17 protein-coding genes are annotated in these 19705 nt (G+C 72.7%); 8 read left to right on the top strand and 9 right to left on the bottom strand.

The features are described from left to right. Complete coding sequence (locus tag AB0H75_RS00875; RefSeq protein ID WP_367787916.1) at positions 1 to 2046, bottom strand: serine/threonine-protein kinase; 2046 nt, start codon at positions 2044 to 2046, stop codon at positions 1 to 3. Positions 2047 to 2228: 182 nt separating this feature from the next. On the opposite strand from AB0H75_RS00875, the gene AB0H75_RS00870 reads away from it, so the two are divergent. Beyond that, on the top strand, positions 2229 to 3359 hold the full coding sequence (locus tag AB0H75_RS00870) for a trans-acting enoyl reductase family protein (protein ID WP_367787915.1): 1131 nt from the start codon (positions 2229 to 2231) through the stop codon (positions 3357 to 3359). Here AB0H75_RS00870 and AB0H75_RS00865 read toward each other — a convergent pair. Next, positions 3354 to 4055 carry a hypothetical protein gene (locus AB0H75_RS00865; RefSeq protein WP_367787913.1) on the bottom strand — a complete coding sequence of 234 codons (702 nt, stop codon included), beginning with the start codon at positions 4053 to 4055 and terminating at the stop codon, positions 3354 to 3356. The genes AB0H75_RS00870 and AB0H75_RS00865 overlap by 6 nt on opposite strands. A 27-nt stretch (positions 4056 to 4082) precedes the next feature. On the opposite strand from AB0H75_RS00865, the gene AB0H75_RS00860 reads away from it, so the two are divergent. Both AB0H75_RS00860 and AB0H75_RS00855 read left to right on the top strand, forming a co-directional pair. Continuing rightward, a complete protein-coding gene (locus AB0H75_RS00860) occupies positions 4083 to 5564 on the top strand; it encodes a hypothetical protein (protein ID WP_367787912.1) in 1482 nt (493 codons plus the stop codon). Beyond that, on the top strand, positions 5561 to 6649 hold the full coding sequence (locus AB0H75_RS00855) for a hypothetical protein (protein WP_367787910.1): 1089 nt from the start codon (positions 5561 to 5563) through the stop codon (positions 6647 to 6649). Before AB0H75_RS00860 ends, AB0H75_RS00855 begins: the two co-directional genes overlap by 4 nt. Here AB0H75_RS00855 and AB0H75_RS00850 read toward each other — a convergent pair. Beyond that, entirely contained in the window at positions 6644 to 6790 is a 147-nt protein-coding gene (locus tag AB0H75_RS00850; RefSeq protein ID WP_367787909.1) for a hypothetical protein, read from the bottom strand. The genes AB0H75_RS00855 and AB0H75_RS00850 overlap by 6 nt on opposite strands. A gap of 135 nt (positions 6791 to 6925) precedes the next feature. On the opposite strand from AB0H75_RS00850, the gene AB0H75_RS00845 reads away from it, so the two are divergent. After that, positions 6926 to 7411 carry a hypothetical protein gene (locus AB0H75_RS00845; protein WP_367787908.1) on the top strand — a complete coding sequence of 162 codons (486 nt, stop codon included), beginning with the start codon at positions 6926 to 6928 and terminating at the stop codon, positions 7409 to 7411. A gap of 244 nt (positions 7412 to 7655) precedes the next feature. Here the strand turns inward: AB0H75_RS00845 and AB0H75_RS00840 are convergent, their stop codons facing one another. The 4 genes from AB0H75_RS00840 to AB0H75_RS00825 form a co-directional block, all read right to left on the bottom strand. Then, positions 7656 to 8690, bottom strand: a complete 1035-nt coding sequence (locus AB0H75_RS00840) for a polysaccharide deacetylase family protein (RefSeq protein WP_367787906.1) — start codon at positions 8688 to 8690, stop codon at positions 7656 to 7658. 170 nt (positions 8691 to 8860) lie between these two features. Further along, complete coding sequence (locus tag AB0H75_RS00835) at positions 8861 to 10075, bottom strand: NADP-dependent isocitrate dehydrogenase (protein ID WP_367787905.1); 1215 nt, start codon at positions 10073 to 10075, stop codon at positions 8861 to 8863. A gap of 53 nt (positions 10076 to 10128) precedes the next feature. Continuing rightward, the gene (locus AB0H75_RS00830) at positions 10129 to 10422 is read right to left on the bottom strand and encodes a DUF3017 domain-containing protein (protein ID WP_367787903.1); all 294 of its coding nucleotides are present in this window, start codon (positions 10420 to 10422) and stop codon (positions 10129 to 10131) included. Between the two features lie 28 nt (positions 10423 to 10450). Next, positions 10451 to 11572, bottom strand: a complete 1122-nt coding sequence (locus tag AB0H75_RS00825) for a citrate/2-methylcitrate synthase (RefSeq protein ID WP_367787901.1) — start codon at positions 11570 to 11572, stop codon at positions 10451 to 10453. A gap of 181 nt (positions 11573 to 11753) precedes the next feature. Here AB0H75_RS00825 and AB0H75_RS00820 point away from each other — a divergent pair, with 181 nt between their 5' ends. Then, a complete protein-coding gene (locus AB0H75_RS00820) occupies positions 11754 to 12401 on the top strand; it encodes an FHA domain-containing protein (RefSeq protein ID WP_242378990.1) in 648 nt (215 codons plus the stop codon). A gap of 433 nt (positions 12402 to 12834) precedes the next feature. Here AB0H75_RS00820 and AB0H75_RS00815 read toward each other — a convergent pair whose 3' ends face one another. Continuing rightward, a complete protein-coding gene (locus tag AB0H75_RS00815) occupies positions 12835 to 14373 on the bottom strand; it encodes a glycoside hydrolase family 10 protein (protein ID WP_367787899.1) in 1539 nt (512 codons plus the stop codon). 87 nt (positions 14374 to 14460) lie between these two features. On the opposite strand from AB0H75_RS00815, the gene AB0H75_RS00810 reads away from it, so the two are divergent. From AB0H75_RS00810 to AB0H75_RS00800, 3 genes are all read left to right on the top strand, one after another. Then, positions 14461 to 15894: a glycoside hydrolase family 3 protein gene (locus AB0H75_RS00810; protein WP_367787898.1), complete on the top strand. Its 1434-nt coding sequence runs from the start codon at positions 14461 to 14463 to the stop codon at positions 15892 to 15894. Then, on the top strand, positions 15879 to 16754 hold the full coding sequence (locus AB0H75_RS00805) for a MurR/RpiR family transcriptional regulator (RefSeq protein ID WP_367787896.1): 876 nt from the start codon (positions 15879 to 15881) through the stop codon (positions 16752 to 16754). Before AB0H75_RS00810 ends, AB0H75_RS00805 begins: the two co-directional genes overlap by 16 nt. Before the next feature lie 180 nt (positions 16755 to 16934). Then, positions 16935 to 18725: a thiamine pyrophosphate-dependent enzyme gene (locus AB0H75_RS00800; protein ID WP_367787894.1), complete on the top strand. Its 1791-nt coding sequence runs from the start codon at positions 16935 to 16937 to the stop codon at positions 18723 to 18725. Between the two features lie 54 nt (positions 18726 to 18779). Here AB0H75_RS00800 and AB0H75_RS00795 read toward each other — a convergent pair whose 3' ends face one another. Further along, positions 18780 to 19628, bottom strand: a complete 849-nt coding sequence (locus tag AB0H75_RS00795; protein ID WP_367787892.1) for a bifunctional methylenetetrahydrofolate dehydrogenase/methenyltetrahydrofolate cyclohydrolase — start codon at positions 19626 to 19628, stop codon at positions 18780 to 18782. Positions 19629 to 19705 lie beyond the last annotated feature (77 nt).

Raw genomic sequence — 19705 nt, 5'->3', positions numbered from 1 at the left:
TCATCCGCAGGTTTCCATCGCGGGTTGCCGTAGCTCGGGTTTGAAGTCGACCTTGCCGAAGTATCGGTCCAGGAGCTCCTTCATGGCCCCGGTGCGGTAGAGGTCGGCGATGATGCCGTTCACCGCCTTGCAGGTGGCGGCGTCGCCGGGCGGGAGGCCGACGCCGTAGCGCTCGTTGCTGAGCTTGGCCCCGAGGACCTTGTAGCGCAGCGGCTCCCGGTCGGCGAAGCCGGCCAGGATGAGGTCCTCGCCGGGGATGGCGTCGACCTTGTCGGTCCGCAGGTAGTCCATGCACTCGGCGTAGTCGCCGGCGAGCACCGGCTTGACCTTCACGCGGTCCTGGACCTCTCCCGTGGACGGGCTGTTGGGCGCGCAGATGCGCTTGCCCTTCAGGTCCTCGATCTTCTCGATGCCGCTGCCCGCCCGGACGAGGACGTCGCGGTGGGCGAGGTAGTAGGGGCCGGCGAAGCGGGTGCGGCTGTCGTCGATCACGTACGTCGCCACGACCAGGTCGAGCTCGCCCTCGGCCAGCCCGGTGGACCGGTCGTTCCAGCCGACCGGCACGAACGACATCTCCTTGGCCCCGAGGCCGGTCGCGACGCGCCGGGCCAGCTCGATGTCGAAGCCCTCGAACACGTCGCCGTTGAGCAGCCCGACGCCGGGCAGGTCGCTCTTGACGCCGATGACGATCTTGCCGGTGGTGGCCACCTTGTCCACCACCGAGGCGAACGACGGGCCGGTGCCCGCCGGTCTCGTCGGCATGGTCCGCTGCTGCATGGACAGCGGCGGCCAGCCGTTCATCGCCGCGACCAGCGCGGCGGCGGCGACCAGCACGAGCACGCCGGCGAAGGCCAGCCAGACCCGCATCCCGGGCCGCCGCCTGGCGGGCCCCGCGGGCCCGGTGGGCTCGGCGTGCGGGGGCGGGCCGGTCTCGGCGGGGACGGGCCGGCGGCCGTTGACGGTGTCGGCGGCGGCGGCGGCGTCGGCGGGCGGGGAGGTGAGGGAGCGCCGGCCGGTGGCCTCCTGCGGCTCCGGGGCGGGCTCGGCCGGCGCCTGCGGCCCCGTGCCGTGCTCGCTCCCCGCCGAGGAACCCGCCGAGGGACCCGCCGGGGAGCCGGTGGCGTGTTTGGGAGGCAGGTCGGTGACGGACTTGGCCGACACCCGGCTGAACGGCGTGGTGTCGTCGCCCGCGACCTGCACGCCGCGCGTGAGCACGGCGGTGGACGCCTCCACGTTGGACGACTGCCCGAGCAGCCGCAGCAGGATCTGGTCGGCCGAGGGCCGCTCGGCGGCCGACTTGGCCAGCGCGTCGCTCACCACGCCGCGCAGCGGCTCCGGCAGCATGCCGACGTCGACCTCGTGGTTGAGGATGCGGTTGAGCACGGTCGCGATGGACCTGCCCTCGAAGGCGGTCTTGCCGGTCGCCGCGAACGCGATGGTCGCGCCCCACGAGAAGACGTCGGTGTAGGGGCCGATGTCGTCGCCGGCGATCTGCTCGGGAGCCATGTAGGCGGGCGTGCCGATGGCCCGGCTGGTGATCGTGCCGGTGGAGTCGACGATGCGGGCGATGCCGAAGTCCACCACGCGCGGCCCGTCGGCGGCGATCAGCACGTTGTCGGGCTTGAAGTCGCGGTGCACGATCTGGGCGTGGTGGATGGCGGTGAGCGCGGTGGCGGTGCCGATCGCCAGCCGGTCGAGGGCGGTGCCGGTGAGCGGGCCGTCGGTCTCGACGATCTCCCTGAGCGAGCGGCCGTCGATGTACTCGCTCGCGATGTACGGCGTGTCACCGTCCAGATCGGCCTCGATCACCCGGGCGGTGCAGAACGACGCCACCCGCTGCGCCGCTTTCAGCTCCCTCGCGAAGCGCGAGCGCGCGATGGTGTCGCCGGTGAATTTCACGTGCAGCAACTTGATGGCGGCACGCTCGCCCGCGTCGTTGACCCCCAGGTAGACAATGCCCTGACCACCCTCGCCGATGCGTCCGGAGAGCCGGAATGACCCCAGCAGAGGGGGATCGCCGGCCACCAGCGGCGCGATCTGCGGCATTCGTCCGTCCCCACGTTTACTGAACCCCAACGAGGCAAACTTTACGACGCTCAGCAACTTCACAGGGATCCGTTAACCGTTCGTGACGTCACGGTTTGCCACACAGTGTCACGAAATCATGCAAATTGCAGAATAACGGAGCCCTTGCATCGGCGCGCGCCCTGGCGGAGAGGCTCAAGATCATGGACCGTCCCTACGACATCGTGCTCTTCGGCGCGAGCGGGTTCACCGGCGCGCTGACCGCCGCCTACCTCGCCGGGGCCGTGCCGCCCGGCGCGCGCTGGGCGCTGGCCGGACGCGACCGCGCCAAGCTGGAACGGCTCGGGCTCGACGTGCCGATCCTGACGGCCGACGCGGCCGACCGCGCCGCGCTGGCCGACCTGGCCGCCAGGACGCGGGTCCTCGCCACCACGGTCGGCCCGTACGTGACGCACGGCGGGCCGCTGGTGGCCGCCTGCGCCGAGGCCGGCACCCACTACCTCGACCTGACCGGCGAGCCCGAGTTCGTGGACCGCACGTACCTGCTCCACCACGACCTGGCCGCGCGTACCGGCGCCAAGCTGGTGCACGCCTGCGGCTTCGACTCCGTCCCGTGGGACCTCGGCGTGCTCCACACGGTCGGCAAGCTGCCCGAGAACGTGCCGCTCACCGTCAGCGGCTTCCTGCGGGCCAGCGGCCGCCCGTCCGGCGGCACCCTGTCCACCGCCCTGACCGTCGCGGGCCGGACCCGCCAGGCGGCCGAGGCCGCCGCCCGGCGCCGCGCCGTCGAGCCCCGGCCCAAGGGCCGCAGGATCAGCTCCCGGCCCGGCGGGCTGCGTTACGTCGGCGGCTGGGCGCTGCCGATGCCCACCCTCGACCCGCTCATCGTCGGCCGCTCGGCCCGCCTGCTCGACCGCTACGGACCGGACTTCACCTACCGCCAGCACTACGCCGTCCGCACCCTCCCCGCGGCCCTGGCGACGGCGGCGGGCGCGGGCGCGTTCGCCGCCGCGGCGATGCTCCCGCCGGCCCGCGCCCTGCTCCGCGACCGCCTCCTGCGGCCCGGCCAGGGCCCCTCGCCCGAGCAGCGCGCCAGGAGCTGGTTCCGCGCCACGTTCCTGGGCGAGGGCGGGGGCGAGCGGGTGGTCACGGAGGTCGCGGGCGGCGACCCCGGCTACGACGCGACCGCCAGGATGCTCGGCGAGTCGGCCCTGTGCCTGGCCTTCGACGAGCTGCCCGACCGCGCGGGCCAGCTCACCACGGCCTCGGCGATGGGCCAGACCCTCATCGACCGGCTGGTGCGCGCGGGCATCACCTTCACCGTCCGGTCATGAGCACGGGCCGGCCCCCAGCGGGTCTTCGGGAGTCACCTCGACGGTCGTGCGCCCCCACCATTGCTCCACCTCGAACAGGAGGGGCAGGTCCCGCCGGCCGAGGACCGCGCAGTCCGTGACGGTCATCCGCAGGCTCACGCCCGCCTTGCCGCCGGCGGGCACGCGGCGGTCCCCGTCCAGGGAAGCGCTCCGGAGCACGTAAGCGTCGTCCGCGGGCACGCCGACCCGGCTGATCGTGGCCGGGAACCAGCCGTCATTGACGACTTCCTGGAAAACGTCCGATTCCGACACGCCGTCGCGGTAATTCGCGTTGACGTGGCCGTTACCGGCGGACAGGTGAGGGACGATCGCGCCGCTGCCCCAGGTCACGCAGGCCAGCGCTATGACGAGGCCGGCCAGGAACCAGCGGGGGTACGAAATTCCGCCCGCCATTCCCGTGGCCGGGTTCAACCGTGACCACACGTCGTTGGAAATCACTTCCGCCCCCTGTTTGCCGATTCGGCATTCTGCTACTTTTCCCGGCGTGGCGAAAGACGATTCCTGGTGTTGATCGGGCTGGTGGTGCTCGCGTTCCTCGCGATCCCGATCGCCGGCGCGGCGGCGAACTCGCCATTGCACCGGCTGGAGGCCGAACGATTCGCCGGCCGCCAGCGGGTGGACGTGACGGCGGGCAATGGCGAGCACATTCTGCGTCATCTGCAGATCACCCGGCGCTGGAGGTGGATGGGCGCGGCCGGCGGGCTCGCGTTCACGCCCGCGGCCCTCGCCGCCGAATCCCCTTTTCTCGGCGTTCACCTGGTGCTCGCCGGCTGGCTCGTCGGGGTCGGCTGCGGGGAGGTCGCTTTCGGCCGCTTCCGGGGGCGGGCGCGCCGCGCGCTCGGCATGCGGCTGGTCCCGCCGGCGCTCACCCTGGTCTGGACGGTCTGCGCGGCCCTCGCGTGCGCGGTGGCGCTGAGCGCCGTGGCGGGCTCGCTCTCCGGGGAGGCCGTCGGGACCGGACGGCGGCTGGGTGCGGTGGCCACGCTCGCGGTCGTGGCGGCTGTGCAGGCGATGGTGCGCGAGCTGCGCCTGCGCGCGGTGCCCCAGGGTCCGGCGGACCTGGTGGGGGCGGAACTGGCCACGCGCTCCAGGACGGCGCGCTCGCTGATGGCGGCGGGGTCCGCCGTGGCGCTGTGGACCTCGGTGTACGCGACCGCCGAGGAGTCCTGGAGCCCGTGGGTCCAGCAGCTCGGCGTGTTGCTGGGATGCGTGCTGCCGATCGTGGCGTGGTTCATGAGCGTCGTCCCGTACCAGGTGGGCACGGCGCGGCGGAGGTGGGACGCGGCCCCCGCCGTCGTCGGCGTGGCGGTGGCCTGCACGGCCCTGTACGCGGTCGGGCCCGTCCCCTCCCGGCCCGCGCTCCAGGCCGCGCCGCGGACCGGGTACCCGGCCGAGCCTTTCGCCTACGCCTGCCTGGAGTTCGCCACCGGCCGCTGGACGCTGGTCGACGGGGACGAGCAGATCCCCGTGGACCGGGCGGCCACCACGGTCCCCGGCGCGCACACGCGGGCGCCCTTCGCGGTCAGCGGCGATGGCCGCACCGTCGTCTACCTCGACCGGAGCAGCCACCGCCTGGTCGCGCAACGACCACCCGCCGCGCCCCGCCCGCTCACCGGGCCGCTGCCCGGCGGCACCACGCCCCAGGTGGCACTCTCGGGCGACGGCCGCCACGCGGTCATCGGCGCGGAGCTGATCGACACCAGCACCGGCACCCGGGTCCCCTTGCCCGGCGCCCGCCGCGTGCTCGGCCTCGGCCCCGACCGCATCGTGGCCACCACCGCACCCCGCGCACTCCCCGGCACCCCCGACACCGAACTGCTCACCTTCGACCTCACCGGCTCGATACGGACCCGGACACCGTTCGACCCCACCCTGGAGGCACTGCTCACCCCCGACGGCCGCGACCTGGCCGTGGTGAGCGGCGACGAGCTGCTGACGATGGACGCCGGCACCGGTCGTGTCCACCGCAGGACCGGCATGCGGCTGCCCGCGCACTCGGGGGAACCCGAGCTGCTGGGCTGGGCGGCCGACGGGAGGTTGCTCGTCGCCCTCGATCCGGAGGACGGCGCCGCCCATCACCTGCTGGACCCGCGCACGGGCCGGGCCCGCCCGGTCGAGGGCATCCCGGTGGAGGGCCACACGATCGCCCTCGGGAGCTCCCGATGAGGCGGCTGCCGTGGCGCTCGGCGATCGCCGTCGTGCTCGCGATCCTGGCCGCGTGGTGGGTCGCCGAGCCCGTCCCGTCACCGGACGGGCGACCTGTGCAGTCCGTCCCGCTGGTGGCGCGCCCGGCCGCGCCCGTCCCTGACCGGCCGCCGGAGCGCGCCAGGTACGCCTCCCCCATCCGCTACGCGTTCATCCCGGCCTGTGATGACGGCTCCGGTCCCTGCCGGAACTGGAACCTGGTCTCGGCGGACGGCGAGCGCGGCTGGTTGCCGGGCGCCGACGCCGCGAGCTCGTTGACGCTCAGCCCGGACGGCACGCGCGCGCTCTACCGGCATGGCGAGGACGACCGGTACGTCGTGGCCGATCTGCGGACGGGCCGGCTCACGCCGCTGGCGGTCCGGGACGAGGACGGCTCGGTAGGTGAGATCTTCGGCGCGCAACCCCCGCGCTTCTCCCTCGACGGCCGCCACCTGGTCCTCCAGCCCGACCATCTGGACGAGGACGACGAGCTCGTACTGGAGCGGCCGCTGATCGTGGACCTCGGGAACGGGAGCGTGCGCCGCCTCCCCCGGGCGGGCCGGGTGGCCGGATGGACGCGGGCGGGCCTCGTGACCGTGATCAGCGAGCGCGCGGACGACTTACCCGGTCACCCCAGCCGGGCCCGGTTCACCGTCTACTCGCCCCAGGGCCGGGCGGTGCGGACGTACACGCTGCCCGGCAACCTCGCCGAGGGCACCTTCCCGTCACCGTCCGGCGACCTGCTGGCCTCGGTCCTGTACGAGGCCGCCGACGGCGGCCGCACCGGGACCGGCGTCACGCTGACCGGCACGGCGAGTGGGCGGAGCGTGCGGACCGTGCTCCCCAGGCTGCCGCCCGGCTGGCGGATCCGCTCGATCGTGCGGTGGGACGGCGAGGGCGAGCTGATCGTGATCACCCGTGGCCCCTCCCGCGAGCCGGCCTACCACGTCCTGGACCTCGCCACCGGCGGCGTCCGGCGGATCGAGCTCGACCTGGCGGGCGTGGCGAACTATCCGCTGCAACCCGCCGAGCTCAGCACGGTCCTGGCGGCCGTCGACCGGTCATGAGCACGGCGAGCCGCCGGGGCCCGGCAGCGACGAGGACCCCGCGTTCCCCTGGTCGAGCTCCGCGGTCGTGCTCCCCCACCAGGTCTCCCCCTCGACCAGCAGCCGCACGCCCCGCCTGGCGACGGCCCAGCAGTCGGCCACGGACAGCGTCAGTTCGAGCGGATGTAGGCGGCTTTCCGCGCCATTCCCGTGTGCGGGTCGAGCCGCGCCCATACCTCGTCCGTCACCACATCCGGCATTCTGCTACGTTTCCGGCGTGGCGAAGGACAATTACCGGTGTTAGCCGGGCTGCTGTTTCTTTTCCCGCTCGCGATTCTGGCCGCCGGCGCGTCCGCCAATTCCCCTTTGCGCCGCGAGGACGCCGGGCGTTTCGCCCGCCGCCAATTGACGGACATCACGGCCGCCAACGGCACCGGCATTCTGCGGTACCTCCAGGTCACGCGGCGGTGGCGGTGGATGGGCGCCGCGGGCGGCCTGGCGCTGACGCCGCTCCTCGTGGCGGAGATGTCGTTCGGTGTCAGCCCTTATCTTCCGCTGGCCGGGTGGCTGGCCGGGGTGGCCGGCGGGGAAATCGCCTTCGGCCGTTTCCGCGCCCCTTCCCGCGCCCCTTTCCTCGCCCTTTTCCGCGTCCCTTCCCCGCGCCTTTCCGCGCCCCTTTCCGGGGCCGGGCGCGGCGACGGCGGCTGGGCGTGCGGCTGGTTCCGCCCGTGCTCACCGCGACCTGGGCGGGCTGCGCGACTTTCGCCTGCGGAACGGCACTGAGCACCGTGGCGGCCGCGTTCTCCGGCGCGGAGGTGGGCACCGGGCCGCCCTGCGGCTCCCCGGGCGCCACAGCGGCTTCGAGGCTCTGACCTGGGACGCCGGCGGGCGGCTCCTGGTCAGGTACGAGGAGACGGCCGAGGACGTCTACCGCCTGGTGGACCCGGCCACCGGCCGCTCGCGCCAGGTCGAGGAGCTTACGGGGGTCGCCCTCGGCCTGGCGTTCGGCCGTTCCGGATGATCCGGGTCAGTAGGGCAGGGCCCAGGTCGTGAAGTTCTTGCGCAGGTACGGGTTCTTGAACTTCGGGTACGCGACCGTGCCGACGTCACCGTCGGAGGTGTAGCGCATGTCCGGGTTCTTGTTCAGCCAGTCCAGCCAGGCGGCCGAGCAGAACTGGGCGCAGTCGCCCTTCTTCTCCATGACCTTGATCCGCGGGATGCCGGCCGGGTCGAACGCCTTGCTGAACGGCGCCGGGGCGGGCGTGTAGCCGGCCAGGAACGCGCCGGTGTGGTGGTAGCCCTTGCCGCGCATCGCCCAGTCCTTGTTCTTCGGCTGGTTGCCGTAGGGCAGGGCGATCGTGGTGGGCTTGACCTGCGACAGGGCGGTGATCTGGGCGCCGATCGCGCCGATCTGCTCCTCGACCTCCTTCTGCGAGCGGCCGCGCAGGTTGATGTGGTCGCGGGTGTGGTTGCCGATGTCGAAGCCGTTCTCCTTCAGCCACGTCAGGGCCTGGGCCTGCTCCTCGCGCACGGTCTTGCCGAACATGTCGCGGGTGACGTAGAGCGTGGCGACCGGGCGAAAGCCCGGGTGCCGGGCGGCCACCTCCTTGAGGATCGCCACGGCCGTGTCCTTCTGCGGGACGCCCAGCTCGCTGAGCGTGAGCTGGGAGGGAGAGGAGTCGTCGAAGGTCAGGACCACGGGGTGGGCGCCGGCCGGGATGTTGATCTTGCCGGACACCATCTCGGCGGCCGTGATCGGCACGTAGTTCTCCCTGGCCAGCCGCTCCAGGTCGGCCCGGAACTGCGCGGGCGAGCGGTCGTCACTCGTGGCGGGCTTGGTCACGATGCGGTGGAACATCAGCACCGGGATCTGGCCCAGCTCGTTGGCCTTGGCCTTGGCGGCACGCTGGATCTTGGCGGCCCTGCTCGTCCTGGCCTTGGCGGCCGGGCCGGCCTTGCCGTCCGCCATCTTCACGGAGCCGGTGGGCGGCGAGTCGCACCCCGTCGTCAGGATCGCCGCGGCGGCAAGCACCCCCAATGCCCCCAGAAAACGCAGTCGCATTCGAACCCCCCGAGACGCGTACGACTGTTACGAGGGGGCTCTTACCCAGCTGATCAACTGTGCCACGCCGGGACAACGTCAAGACCTGGGAAAACGATGGCCGCACACGGGCGCGGCCTCCACCTCGCTGCGGGAGCGCGGAGGGGGAGGCCGCACACGCGACGCGGGGGTCAGCTCATCTTCTTCTTGAGGTTCTCGTCCAGCGCCGCCAGGAAGTCCTGGGTGGTCAGCCACTCGGCGTCGCCGCCGACCAGGAGCGCCAGGTCCTTGGTCATCTGGCCGCTCTCGACGGTCTCGATGCAGACCTGCTCCAGCTTGTCGGCGAACTCGGTGACGGCGGGGGTGTTGTCCAGCTTGCCGCGGTGGGCCAGGCCGCGCGTCCACGCGAAGATCGAGGCGATCGGGTTGGTGGAGGTCGGCTTGCCCTGCTGGTGCTGGCGGTAGTGGCGGGTCACCGTGCCGTGCGCGGCCTCGGCCTCGACGGTGCGGCCGTCGGGGGTCATCAGCACCGAGGTCATCAGGCCGAGCGAGCCGAAGCCCTGCGCGACCGTGTCGGACTGCACGTCGCCGTCGTAGTTCTTGGCGGCCCAGACGTAGCCGCCCTCCCACTTGAGCGCCGCGGCGACCATGTCGTCGATGAGGCGGTGCTCGTAGGTGAGGCCGGCCTTGTCGAAGTCGGCCTTGAACTCGGCCTCGAAGACCTCGGCGAAGATGTCCTTGAAGCGGCCGTCGTACGCCTTGAGGATGGTGTTCTTCGTCGACAGGTAGACCGGGTAGTTGCGGGCCAGGCCGTAGCGGAACGACGCGCGGGCGAAGTCGCGGATGGACTCGTCCAGGTTGTACATCGCCAGGGCGACGCCGCCGCCGGGGAAGTCGTAGACGTCCAGCTCGATCGGCTCGGAGCCGTCCTTCGGCGTGTACGTCAGCGTCAGCGTGCCCTCACCGGGGATCTTCAGGTCGGTGGCGCGGTACTGGTCGCCGAAGGCGTGACGGCCGACCACGATCGGCTTGGTCCACCCCGGCACCAGGCGCGGCACGTTCGACATGATGATCGGCTCACGGAAGATCACACCGCCGAGGATGTTGCGGATGGTCCCGTTGGGGGACCGCCACATCTTCTTGAGTCCGAACTCCTCGACCCGCGCCTCGTCCGGGGTGATGGTGGCGCACTTCACACCGACGCCGTACTTCTTGATGGCGTTGGCGGCGTCGATGGTGACCTGGTCGTCCGTGGCGTCCCGGTGCTCGATGCCGAGGTCGTAGTACTTCAGGTCAACGTCGAGGTAGGGAAGGATCAGCTGGTCCTTGATGAACTGCCAGATGATCCGGGTCATCTCGTCGCCGTCAAGCTCGACGACCGGACCCTCCACCTTGATCTTGGGCATGCGAATGGTTCCCCTTCGATGAATGGATGCGTTGAGGCTATCGGACGGCCAGGTCATCGGGCGAAAAGGGACAGGATGATCGCCTTGAGCTGGTCGTTGTCCAACAGCAGCGACGTCAGGACCAGCACGAAGCCGAACACGGCCAGCGTGGTGACGTCGGTCCTCTTGCTCCTGATCGCGAGCTGGCCGCCGTAGCCGGCGAACCGCAGCGCGGCGGCGATCATGATGACGGCCCCCAGCGCGAACCCGCCCCAGCGCGGGTCCATCAGGAAGATCACGGACACGCCGACGGCCGCACCCGCCAGGATCAGCGGGTACGGCCCCCAGCTCTCGCGTTCGGTGCTCAACACTCCTGCTTATGGTCGCATTCGCCACTCATCGTTCGTCCAGCGGCTTCCACTTCTGGTCGGTCTCGCCGATGTACTCGCTGTCCGGGCGGATGAGGCGGTTGTCGGCGTGCTGCTCGATGACGTGCGCCGTCCAGCCGGACATGCGGCTGATCGAGAAGACCGGCGTGAACAGGTCGGTCGGGATGCCGAGGTAGTGGTAGACCGAGGCCGCGTAGAAGTCCACGTTCGGATAGAGGCCCTTGGTCTCCAGGACGACCTCCTCCATCTCCTTGGACATCCGGTAGTAGGTGTCGTCGCCGGTGGCCTCGGCCAGCTCGGCGGACATCCTGCGCAGGTGGGTGGCGCGCGGGTCCTCGGTCTTGTAGACGCGGTGGCCGAAGCCCATGATCTTCTCGCCCCTGGCGAGCTTGTCGCGTACCGCCTGGGCCACGCCGTCCGCGGGGATCGACTCCAGCGTCTTCATGACCTGCTCGTTCGCGCCGCCGTGCAGCGGGCCCTTGAGGGTGCCGATGGCGGCGACGATGGCGGAGTGCATGTCCGACAGCGTCGCGGCGCACACCCGGGCGGCGAACGTGGAGGCGTTCATGGTGTGGTCGGCGTGCAGCACCAGGCACTCGTCGAAGATCTCGATCTCGCGCGCCTCGGGGCGGCGGCCGGTGACCTGGAACAGGAAGTTGCCCGCGATGCTCAGCTCCGGGTCGGCGTCGGGCACGCTGCCGCCGGTGCGGGCGGCGTGGTAGCGGGCGACGAGCACGGGCTGCTGTGCGGTCAGCCGGGCGGCCTTGCGCAGGTTGGCTTCGGGGTCGATGGAGTCCTTGTCGGGGTCGTCGGCGGCCGACAGCGAGACGAGGGAACGCAGGGCCTCCATGGGTTTCTGCTTCTCGGCGATCTCGGTGACGTTCGCCGCGACGAGCGGGCCGAGCTCGCGGCCCGCCGCCAGCTCCTCGCCGTAGGCGGTGAGCTGGGCGCGCGTGGGCAGCTTGCCGCGTTGGAGCAGGTGCGCGGTCTCTTCGAACGTGGCGCGGCCGGCCAGATCGTGGATGTCGTATCCGCGATAGAAGAGGCGACCGGCCTTTCCGTCAATGTCGCTCAGCGCTGTGGACGCGGCTACGACATCGGCCAGACCTTTCGTGGGCTTGTCCGCCATGAGTGCTTCCTCCGCTTATCTCCCATCGGAGTCTACCTGTGAGCAGGTAAAACCGTCCGCGAAGGTCCAGACCAATTTCACGGCTGATTCTCCTTTCGGCAAAGGCGATTCCCCATCCCCTCGTTTGGGTAAGCCGGAGCTGTAGTAATAGTTACGGCGGGCTACCTGGGGAGGAACTGCCGTGGAGGGGCCGTTCATACGCATCGAGGACACCGGTGAGGTGATCCCGTTGCGCCCCGAGATCACGACGGTCGGAAGGGGCCGGGGTGTCGACATCCGGCTCACCGATCCCAGCGTGTCTCGACTCCATGCCGAGTTCGTCAGACGAGGACCCTACCTGTACGTCGTCGACCTGGGGCTGTCCAGGAACGGCACGCGGGTGAATGGCAGGCCGATCGCCCGGAGGGTTCTCGACGACGGCGACGTCGTCTCGTTCGGCGCGGCGCGGGGTCGGATCGGTGGAGTCCCCCGTGAGGACTTCACCCCCGAGGTCGAGCTGCGCAGGGCCGCGGCACCCGAGCTGACCAGGCGCGAGGTCGACGTGCTGACCTCGCTGTGCCGGCCGGCGCTGTCGGACGAGGCGTTCGTCGCCCCGGCCACGGCGCGCGAGATCGCCGACGACCTGGTCGTCACGGAGGCCGCGGTGAAGCAGCATCTGCTGCGGCTCTACCAGAAGTTCCGGATTCCGGAGGGCACCAACCGGCGCACCCGCCTCGCCAACGAGGTCGTCGCGCTCGGGCTGGTGCGCCCCACCCCCGTGGTCCCCCCGCAGCGGTCTTCGGGAGCCCCGGCCGAGCAGCCTTCGGCGGCTGGGCGCAGGGCCTCGTAAGCACTGGATCGCGACCGGGGCTACGGCGAGGGGTTCCGGCAGCACAGCAGAGCCGGGACGACCCGGAGCCCGGACGACTCGGAGTCTCGACGACTCGGAGCCTGGACAACACCGTGCGGAACAGCGCGGGCCAGAGCAGCGGCGAGCATCGCCCGCCGGATCTCCCCGAGATCCGGAGACGGTGACCCGCCGGGCTCGTCGCAGGTCAGGGATCGGCCGGCGACGCGCGTGGGCGTAGCACGCCCACCTCACGAACGCGCCGCCGGCGCGACTCCCTGACCGCCGCGATCCCTGACCGCCGCGATCCCTGACCGGCGCGATCCCTGACCGGCGCGATCCCTGACCGGCGCGATCCCTGACCGGCGCGATCCCTGACCGGCGCGATGCGGACGGCCGCGGCTCTCCCCGCGGTTCGGCGGTTCTCCCCCGCGGGTCAGATGACCCGGAAGCCGTTGCTGGGCCGGCTGGTCCTGTTGGCCCGGTCCACCGCCACGACGTAGTAGTAGTGGCCGCGCTTGCCCTCCGGGTCGGTCCACCGGACCTGGCGGTCCCCCGGCACGACCGCGACCAGGTTGCCGGCGTCGTCGAAGGCCCCCTCGCCGGCGCGCCGGTCGAAGCGGAAGATCGCGAACAGGAACGGCTCGTCCTTGCCGGTGGCCACGGCGCGCACCTCGACGCCGCCGTGCGGGCGGCGCAGCGCGTAGGCCACCAGCGGCGGCCACGGCGCCCTGCCGCCGGCCAGCCTGGGCAGCACGGGCGCGAGCGCGGGCCGCTGGTAGTGGTCCTTGACCGCGGTCGAGATCGAGGCGATCCGGTCCACCTTGACGTCGTTGGCGTTGTACCAGATGTCGCCGCTGATCTCGGGGTGCTCCCGGTTGAGGGTCAGATGCCTGGACAGCTCGCCGGGCACCTGCCACTCGGCGGCCTGCGCGGGGTCGCCCGCCTTGTACGCGGCCTGCCCGATCCACAGCAGCGTCTTCGTGCCGCTCGCCACGTCCGACCACCACGGGACGAGCTTGGAGTAGTCGGCCGGCGGCTGCCCGATGTACCAGTAGAGCTGCGGCGCGATGTAGTCGAGCCAGCCCTTCTTGACCCAGCCGCGGGTGTCGGCGTGCAGGTTGTCGTAGGACTGTCCGCCGTTGGTCTCCGAGCCGAGCGGGTCGGCGGCCTTGTTGCGCCAGATCCCGGACGGGCTGATGCCCCAGGCGATCTCCGGCTTGGCCGCCAGGACGCGCTGCTGCATCTCCTGCACCATGAGGTCGACGTTGTTGCGCCGCCAGGCGGCCAGGTCGGGGAAGCCGGCGCCGTACTGGGCGAAGGCGGCGCTGTCGTCGAAGGCCGTGGTGTTGGTCGGGTAGAAGTAGTCGTCGAAGTGCAGGCCGTCGATGTCGTAGCGGGTGACCGCGTCCATCATCGCGTCCTGGCAGAACTTCCGGACCTCCGGCAGGCCGGGGTTGTAGTAGAGCTTGCCGCCGAAGGGCACGATCCAGTCGGGATGCTTGCGGCCGGGGTGGTCGGGGTGGAGCTTGGCCGGGTCGGCCTGCATCGACACCCGGTACGGGTTGAACCAGGCGTGGAAGGCCAGGCCGCGCTTGTGGGTCTCCGCCACCGCGAAGCCGAGGGGGTCGTAGCCCGGGTCCTGGCCCTGGGTGCCGGTGAGGTACTGCGACCACGGCTCGTACGGGGACGGCCAGAAGGCGTCGGCGGTGGGCCTGATCTGCACGAACACCGAGTTCAGCCCGCGCTGCACGGCCACGTCCAGCCAGGCCAGGTACTCGGCCTTCTGCTGGTCGGCGGTGAGGCCGGGCTTGGAGGGCCAGTTGATGTTGACGACGGACGCGATCCACATGCCGCGCATCTGGTGCAGCGGGGGGACGTAGGCCGTCTCGGTGTCGGCGAACGCGGGCAGCGGCGCCGCCGTGGCGGCGGCCGCGAGGGCGAGACCCTTCAGGAGAGTCCTTCTGCTGGGCATGGGGGGTGGCCTCTCGGATGTGGTTGTATCCAGGGCGACGATGACAGAAAATTACCTTCAGATCAACAACTGTGAAGGAAAATGCCGATGAGCCGTGACCTGTACAGACTGGCGATGGCGGTGCTGCATCCGGGGTTCGAGGGAACCTCCGCCCCCGACTGGCTGCGCCGCGCGCTGGGCGAGGGTCTCGGCGGGGTGGTGCTGTTCGCCCGCAACGCCATCGGCGCGCCCCTCGTCCGGGAGCTGCGTGCCGAGAACCCGGACGTCGTCGTCGCGATCGACGAGGAGGGCGGCACGGTGACCCGGCTGGAGGTCCGCTCCGGCAGCTCCTTCCCCGGCAACAGGGCGCTCGGCGTGATCGACGACGACGGCCTCACCGAGCGGGTGGGCCGGCAGATCGGCAGGATGCTCGCGGAGCTGGACATCACCCTCGACTACGCGCCCTCCGCCGACGTCAACGCCAACCCCGCCAACCCGGTCATCGGCGTGCGCTCCTTCGGCCCCGATCCCGAGCTGGTGGCCCGCCACACGGCCGCGTTCGTCCGGGGTGTGCAGGGAGTGGGCGTCGCCGCCTGCGCCAAGCACTTCCCCGGCCACGGCGACACCGTCACCGACTCCCACCTGGCGCTGCCCACCGTGCACGCCTCCCTCGCGGAGCTGCGCGCCCGCGACCTGCCGCCGTTCCTGGCCGCGATCGACGCCGGGGTGCGGGCCGTCATGACCGGCCACCTGCTGGTGCCCGCGCTCGACCCCGACGCGCCCGCGACGCTCAGCCGTGCCGCGCTGACCGAGCTGCTCAGGGGCGAGCTCGGCTTCGACGGCATGATCGTCACCGACGCCATCGAGATGCGGGCGGTGGCCGCGATGGCCTCCCCCGGCGAGATCGCGGTGCGGGCGCTCGCCGCCGGCGCCGACGCGATCTGCGCCGGGCTCGTCACCGAGGACGGCCTGCGCGAGCTCCGCGACGCCGTCGTGGCCGCCGTCCGGGAGGGCGTCCTGCCCGAGGAGCGGCTGGCCGAGGCCGCCGGGCGGGTGCGGGCGCTGTCCGAGTGGTACGCCGCCCGCGCCGCCCCGCGCGAGCGGGCCCGCGCCGACCTCGACCCCGGCGTCGGCCTGGCCGCCGCCCGCGCCGCGCTCACCACGACCGGGGCCGCCGTGCTCGACCGGGCACCGCTGGTCGTCGAGGTCAACACCCGCCTCAGCCAGGCGGTGGACCCGGCCACGCCCACCGGCGTCGCGGCCGCCCTGGCCGCGCGGCTGCCCAACACGGCCGTGGTGCGCATGGAGCCGGACGGCGAGCCGCCCGCCGTCGCCGTGGACCGGCCGCTGGTGCTGGTCGTCCACGACGCGGCCCGGCACGCCTGGGTGCGGGACGCGGTGGCCAAGGCGGTCGCGGCCCGGCCGGACACGATCGTCGTGGACACCGGCGTGCCGGGGCCGCCCGCCGGGGCCGCGCACGTCGCCACCCACGGCATCTCCCGCGTCTCCGCGCAGGCGGCGGCCGAATGGCTGACCCGGTGAGCGCCGTCGAGCCGGCCAACCCCGTCGCCACCGTCCGGGCCGTGCTGCCCTCGCTCACCCCGGCCGCGCAGGCCATCGCGCGCCTCATCCTCGACGATCCCGGGCTGGTCGTGCGGAGCACGATCACCGAGTTCAGCGCGGTGTCGGGCACCAGCGAGGCCACGATCGTGCGTACGGCGCGGGCGCTCGGCTTCTCCGGCTACTCCCAGATGCGCTTCGCCCTCGCCGCCGCCGTCGCCAAGGAGCCGGAACGGCTGGTGCCCGGGGACCTCGCGCCCGACGACCCGCTGACCGACGTGATCGCCAAGGTCGCGCGGGCCGAGGCGGAGGCGCTGTCCGACACCGCCGCCCAGCTCGACCCCGACCGGCTCGGCGCGGTGGTGACGGCGATCGCGGCGGCGCGGCGGGTGGACGTGTACGGGGTCGCGGCCTCGGGGCTGGTGGCCGCCGACCTGTCGCAGAAGCTGCTGCGCATCGGGCTGTCCAGCCACCCCTTCAGCGACGCCCACCTGGCGCTGACCAGCGCCGCCCTGCTGCGGGAAGGGGACGTGGTGGTGGCGATCAGTTGCAGCGGCGAGACGCCCGACGTGCTGGTGCCCGCCGGGACCGCGGCGGAGGCGGGGGCGCTGGTCGTCGGGATCACCAACAACCCGCGCTCGTCGCTCGCCGGGCTGGCCGATCACACGCTGGTGTCGGCCGGGCGCGAGACGGCCTTCCGCCCGGGGGCGCTGGCCAGCAGGATCAGCCAGCTGCTCATCGTGGACTGCATCTTCGTGGGGCTGGCGCAGCGCACGTACGACAGGGCGGACGCCGCCATCCGCGCCACCCGCGACGCCACGGACCGCTACCGGGCCCGCTGAGCGCGGCGCGACGCCCCAGCCGGAGGCGGGCGCGGGCGGGCAGGCGGCGCGGCTCGGGCGCGGGCCGGCGACCGCACGCGGCCGGCCAGGATGATCCGCTTGACAGCGGCCTGGAGAGGCGTAATTTCCGCGATACGGGATTGTTCGGTCAGAGAATACCGGTGCGCGTAGCGAACAACAGTGGACGAGCCGTTCGCGGCCGTGGACGCGCGGACCAGGGCCGACCTGGAGGACCTGATCCTGCGGCTGTGGCGCGACCTCGGCGCGACCAGCTCACCACCCGGTCGCCGGCCCGCTTCGGCGAGCTGCGCGGGCACGTCTACCGGCAGATCCAGCGGACGAGGGGGCGCGGTGACCACCGTCAGGGAGGCCACGTTCGACGTGCTCAGGCGGTACGGCCTGACCACGCTCTTCGCCAACCCCGGCTCCACCGAGGTGCCGCTGCTGACCGGGCTCCCGGACGACCTGCGGTTCGTGCTGGCCCTGCACGAGGGGTCGGTGGCCGGGATGGCGACCGGCTGGGCGCTCGGCCGCGACGCGCCCGCGCTGGCCGTGCTGCACACCACGGCCGGGCTCGGCAACGCGGTCGGGGCGCTCGCCACCGCCCGGGTCAACCGGGCGCCACTGGTGGTCCTGGTCGGTCAGCAGGACCGGCGGCACCTGGCGCTGGAGCCGTTCCTGGCGGGGCGGCTCGGCGGGCTGGCCGGCGACTACCCGGTACGGGTGGACCAGCCGGTACGCGCCCAGGACGTGCCCGGCGCCGTCGCGCGGGCCTGCCACGAGGCGGTCACCTGGCGCGGGCCCGCGCTGGTCGTGGTGCCGATGGACGACTGGGAGGCGGACTGGGCCGAGGACGTCGTGGCCGCGCCCGCGCGGATGGTGCGGCCGTCCGGCGTGGCCGACGCCGACCTGGCGCCGCTGGTGTCGTTGTTGTCCCGCGCGCGCTCGCCGGCGATCGTGGCGGGGGCCGGGGCGGATTGGGCGTCGCTGGTGGCGCTGGCGGAGCGGCTGGCGTGCCCGGTGTTCCAGGAGTCGTTCGGCGGGCGGGCCGGGTTCCCGCAGGACCATCCGCTCTACGCCGGGGTGGTGCCGGCGGACCGGGCGCGGCTGCGGGAGGCGCTGGGGGCGTACGACGTGGTGCTGGCGGTGGGGGCGCCGGTGTTCCGGCAGTACCCGTACGTGCCGGGGCCGCTGGTCCAGCCGGGGACGGCGGTCGCGGTGATCACCGACGACCCGGCGGAGGCGCACCGCAGCGCGGCCGACCTGGCGTACCTGGCGGCGCCGTCCGCCGTGTGCACCCGCCTGTCAACCCTGCTCCCGACCCGCCGTCCCCCCGCACCACCCCCTGCCGGGCCCGCCGCCCCCGCGCCCACACCCACTGGGCCCGCCGCCCCCGCGTCCCCGACCGCCGTTGGGCGGCCGTTGCGGGCCGCGCACGTGTTGCGCGAGCTGGCCGCCCGGCTGCCCGCCGACACGGTGCTCGTCGAGGAGACCCCGTCCTCCCGTCCCGACCTGCACCGGCTCGTGCCCGCCCGCAACCCCCTCGGCTTCGTGTCGGCGGCCATGGGCGGGCTCGGCTTCGCCCTGCCCGCGGCGGTCGGCCTGCGCATGGCGCTCGGCGACCGGCCCGTGGTCGCGGTCGTCGGCGACGGCTCGGCCCTGTACGGCGTGCACGCCCTGTGGAGCGCCGCGCACTACCGGGTGGGCGCGTTGTTCCTGGTGCTCGCCAACGGCCGCTACGCGGTCATGGACCGGCTGGCCGACCAGCGCGGCGGCAAGGCCCCGTGGCCACCGTTCGCCGAGGTGGACGTGGCCGCCCTGGCCAGGTCGCTCGGCTGCCCGGCGCGCAAGGTGGACGGGCACGCGGAGCTGACGGCCGCGCTGGACGAGGTGGTGCCCACGCTGGCCACCCGCGAGGAGCCCCTGCTGCTCGACGTGAGCGTGGCCGTCGATCCGGACTTCCAGCCGTGAGGGCGCTCCCGCTTCCCGATCCCCGGTCACACGGCGACCGGACGTCCGGGCTGCCTAGGACAGGCGTTCGGCGGCTTCCACGACGTTGGACAGCAGCAGCGCACGGGTCATGGGCCCGACGCCGCCCGGGTTGGGTGTGAGGAAGCCGGCGACCTCCTCGACGTCCGGCGCCACGTCACCGGCGATCTTGCCCTCGACGCGGGAGACGCCGACGTCGAGCACGGCCGCGCCCGGCTTGATCATGTCGGCCTTGATCAGCTCGGGCACCCCGGCCGCGGCCACCACGATGTCGGCCCGGCGGGTGTGGGCGGCGAGGTCGTGGGTGCCGGTGTGGCAGAGGGTCACGGTGGCGTTCTCGCTGCGGCGGGTCAGCAGCAGGCCCAGCGAGCGGCCCACGGTGATGCCACGGCCCACCACGGCGACCTCCGCGCCCTTGATCGGGACGCCGTACTCCTGGAGCAGCAGCACGATGCCGTGCGGGGTGCACGGGAGCGGGGCCTCGACCATGTGGACGAGGCGGCCGAGGTTGACCGGGTGGAGGCCGTCGGCGTCCTTGGCCGGGTCCATGCGCTCCAGCAGGGCCATCGTGTCGAGGTGCTTGGGGAGGGGGAGCTGGACGATGTAGCCGGTGCACTCGGGGGAGGCGTTGAGCTCGTCGATGGCCGACTCGACCTCGGCCTGGGTGGCGGTGGCCGGCAGGTCGACGCGCAGGGAGGCGATGCCCACCTCGGCGCAGTCGCGGTGCTTGCCCGCCACGTAGATCTGGCTGCCGGGGTCGTCGCCGACGAGGATGGTGCCGAGGCCCGGCGTGATGCCGCGTTCCCTGAGCGCGGCCACCCGGGTCGTGAGGTCTGCCTTGATCCTGGCGGCGGTCGCCTTGCCGTCGAGTTTCACTGCGCTCATGCCGCAATCCTTCCATGCCGCCGCGCCGTGCCGCGCCGCGGCCTCCGCCCGCGCCCACCCGGGCGCTCCGGCCTCCC

It is taken from the genome of Nonomuraea sp. NPDC050783 (assembly GCF_040802095.1).
Lineage (GTDB): Bacteria > Actinomycetota > Actinomycetes > Streptosporangiales > Streptosporangiaceae > Nonomuraea.
Note: the sequence above shows the minus strand (reverse complement) of the source record. Positions and strands in the feature narration are given on the sequence as shown.

What these genes read in the sequence shown, in the direction of transcription:
- AB0H75_RS00875 (WP_367787916.1), bottom strand. Translation starts at nt 2,046, where the DNA reads ATGCCGCAGATCGCGCCGCTGGTGGCCGGCGATCCCCCTCTGCTGGGG.
- AB0H75_RS00870 (WP_367787915.1), top strand. Translation starts at nt 2,229, where the DNA reads ATGGACCGTCCCTACGACATCGTGCTCTTCGGCGCGAGCGGGTTCACC.
- AB0H75_RS00865 (WP_367787913.1), bottom strand. Translation starts at nt 4,055, where the DNA reads ATGACGCAGAATGTGCTCGCCATTGCCCGCCGTCACGTCCACCCGCTG.
- AB0H75_RS00860 (WP_367787912.1), top strand. Translation starts at nt 4,083, where the DNA reads ATGGGCGCGGCCGGCGGGCTCGCGTTCACGCCCGCGGCCCTCGCCGCC.
- AB0H75_RS00855 (WP_367787910.1), top strand. Translation starts at nt 5,561, where the DNA reads ATGAGGCGGCTGCCGTGGCGCTCGGCGATCGCCGTCGTGCTCGCGATC.
- AB0H75_RS00840 (WP_367787906.1), bottom strand. Translation starts at nt 8,690, where the DNA reads ATGCGACTGCGTTTTCTGGGGGCATTGGGGGTGCTTGCCGCCGCGGCG.
- AB0H75_RS00835 (WP_367787905.1), bottom strand. Translation starts at nt 10,075, where the DNA reads ATGCCCAAGATCAAGGTGGAGGGTCCGGTCGTCGAGCTTGACGGCGAC.
- AB0H75_RS00825 (WP_367787901.1), bottom strand. Translation starts at nt 11,572, where the DNA reads ATGGCGGACAAGCCCACGAAAGGTCTGGCCGATGTCGTAGCCGCGTCC.
- AB0H75_RS00815 (WP_367787899.1), bottom strand. Translation starts at nt 14,373, where the DNA reads ATGCCCAGCAGAAGGACTCTCCTGAAGGGTCTCGCCCTCGCGGCCGCC.
- AB0H75_RS00810 (WP_367787898.1), top strand. Translation starts at nt 14,461, where the DNA reads ATGAGCCGTGACCTGTACAGACTGGCGATGGCGGTGCTGCATCCGGGG.
- AB0H75_RS00805 (WP_367787896.1), top strand. Translation starts at nt 15,879, where the DNA reads ATGGCTGACCCGGTGAGCGCCGTCGAGCCGGCCAACCCCGTCGCCACC.
- AB0H75_RS00795 (WP_367787892.1), bottom strand. Translation starts at nt 19,628, where the DNA reads ATGAGCGCAGTGAAACTCGACGGCAAGGCGACCGCCGCCAGGATCAAG.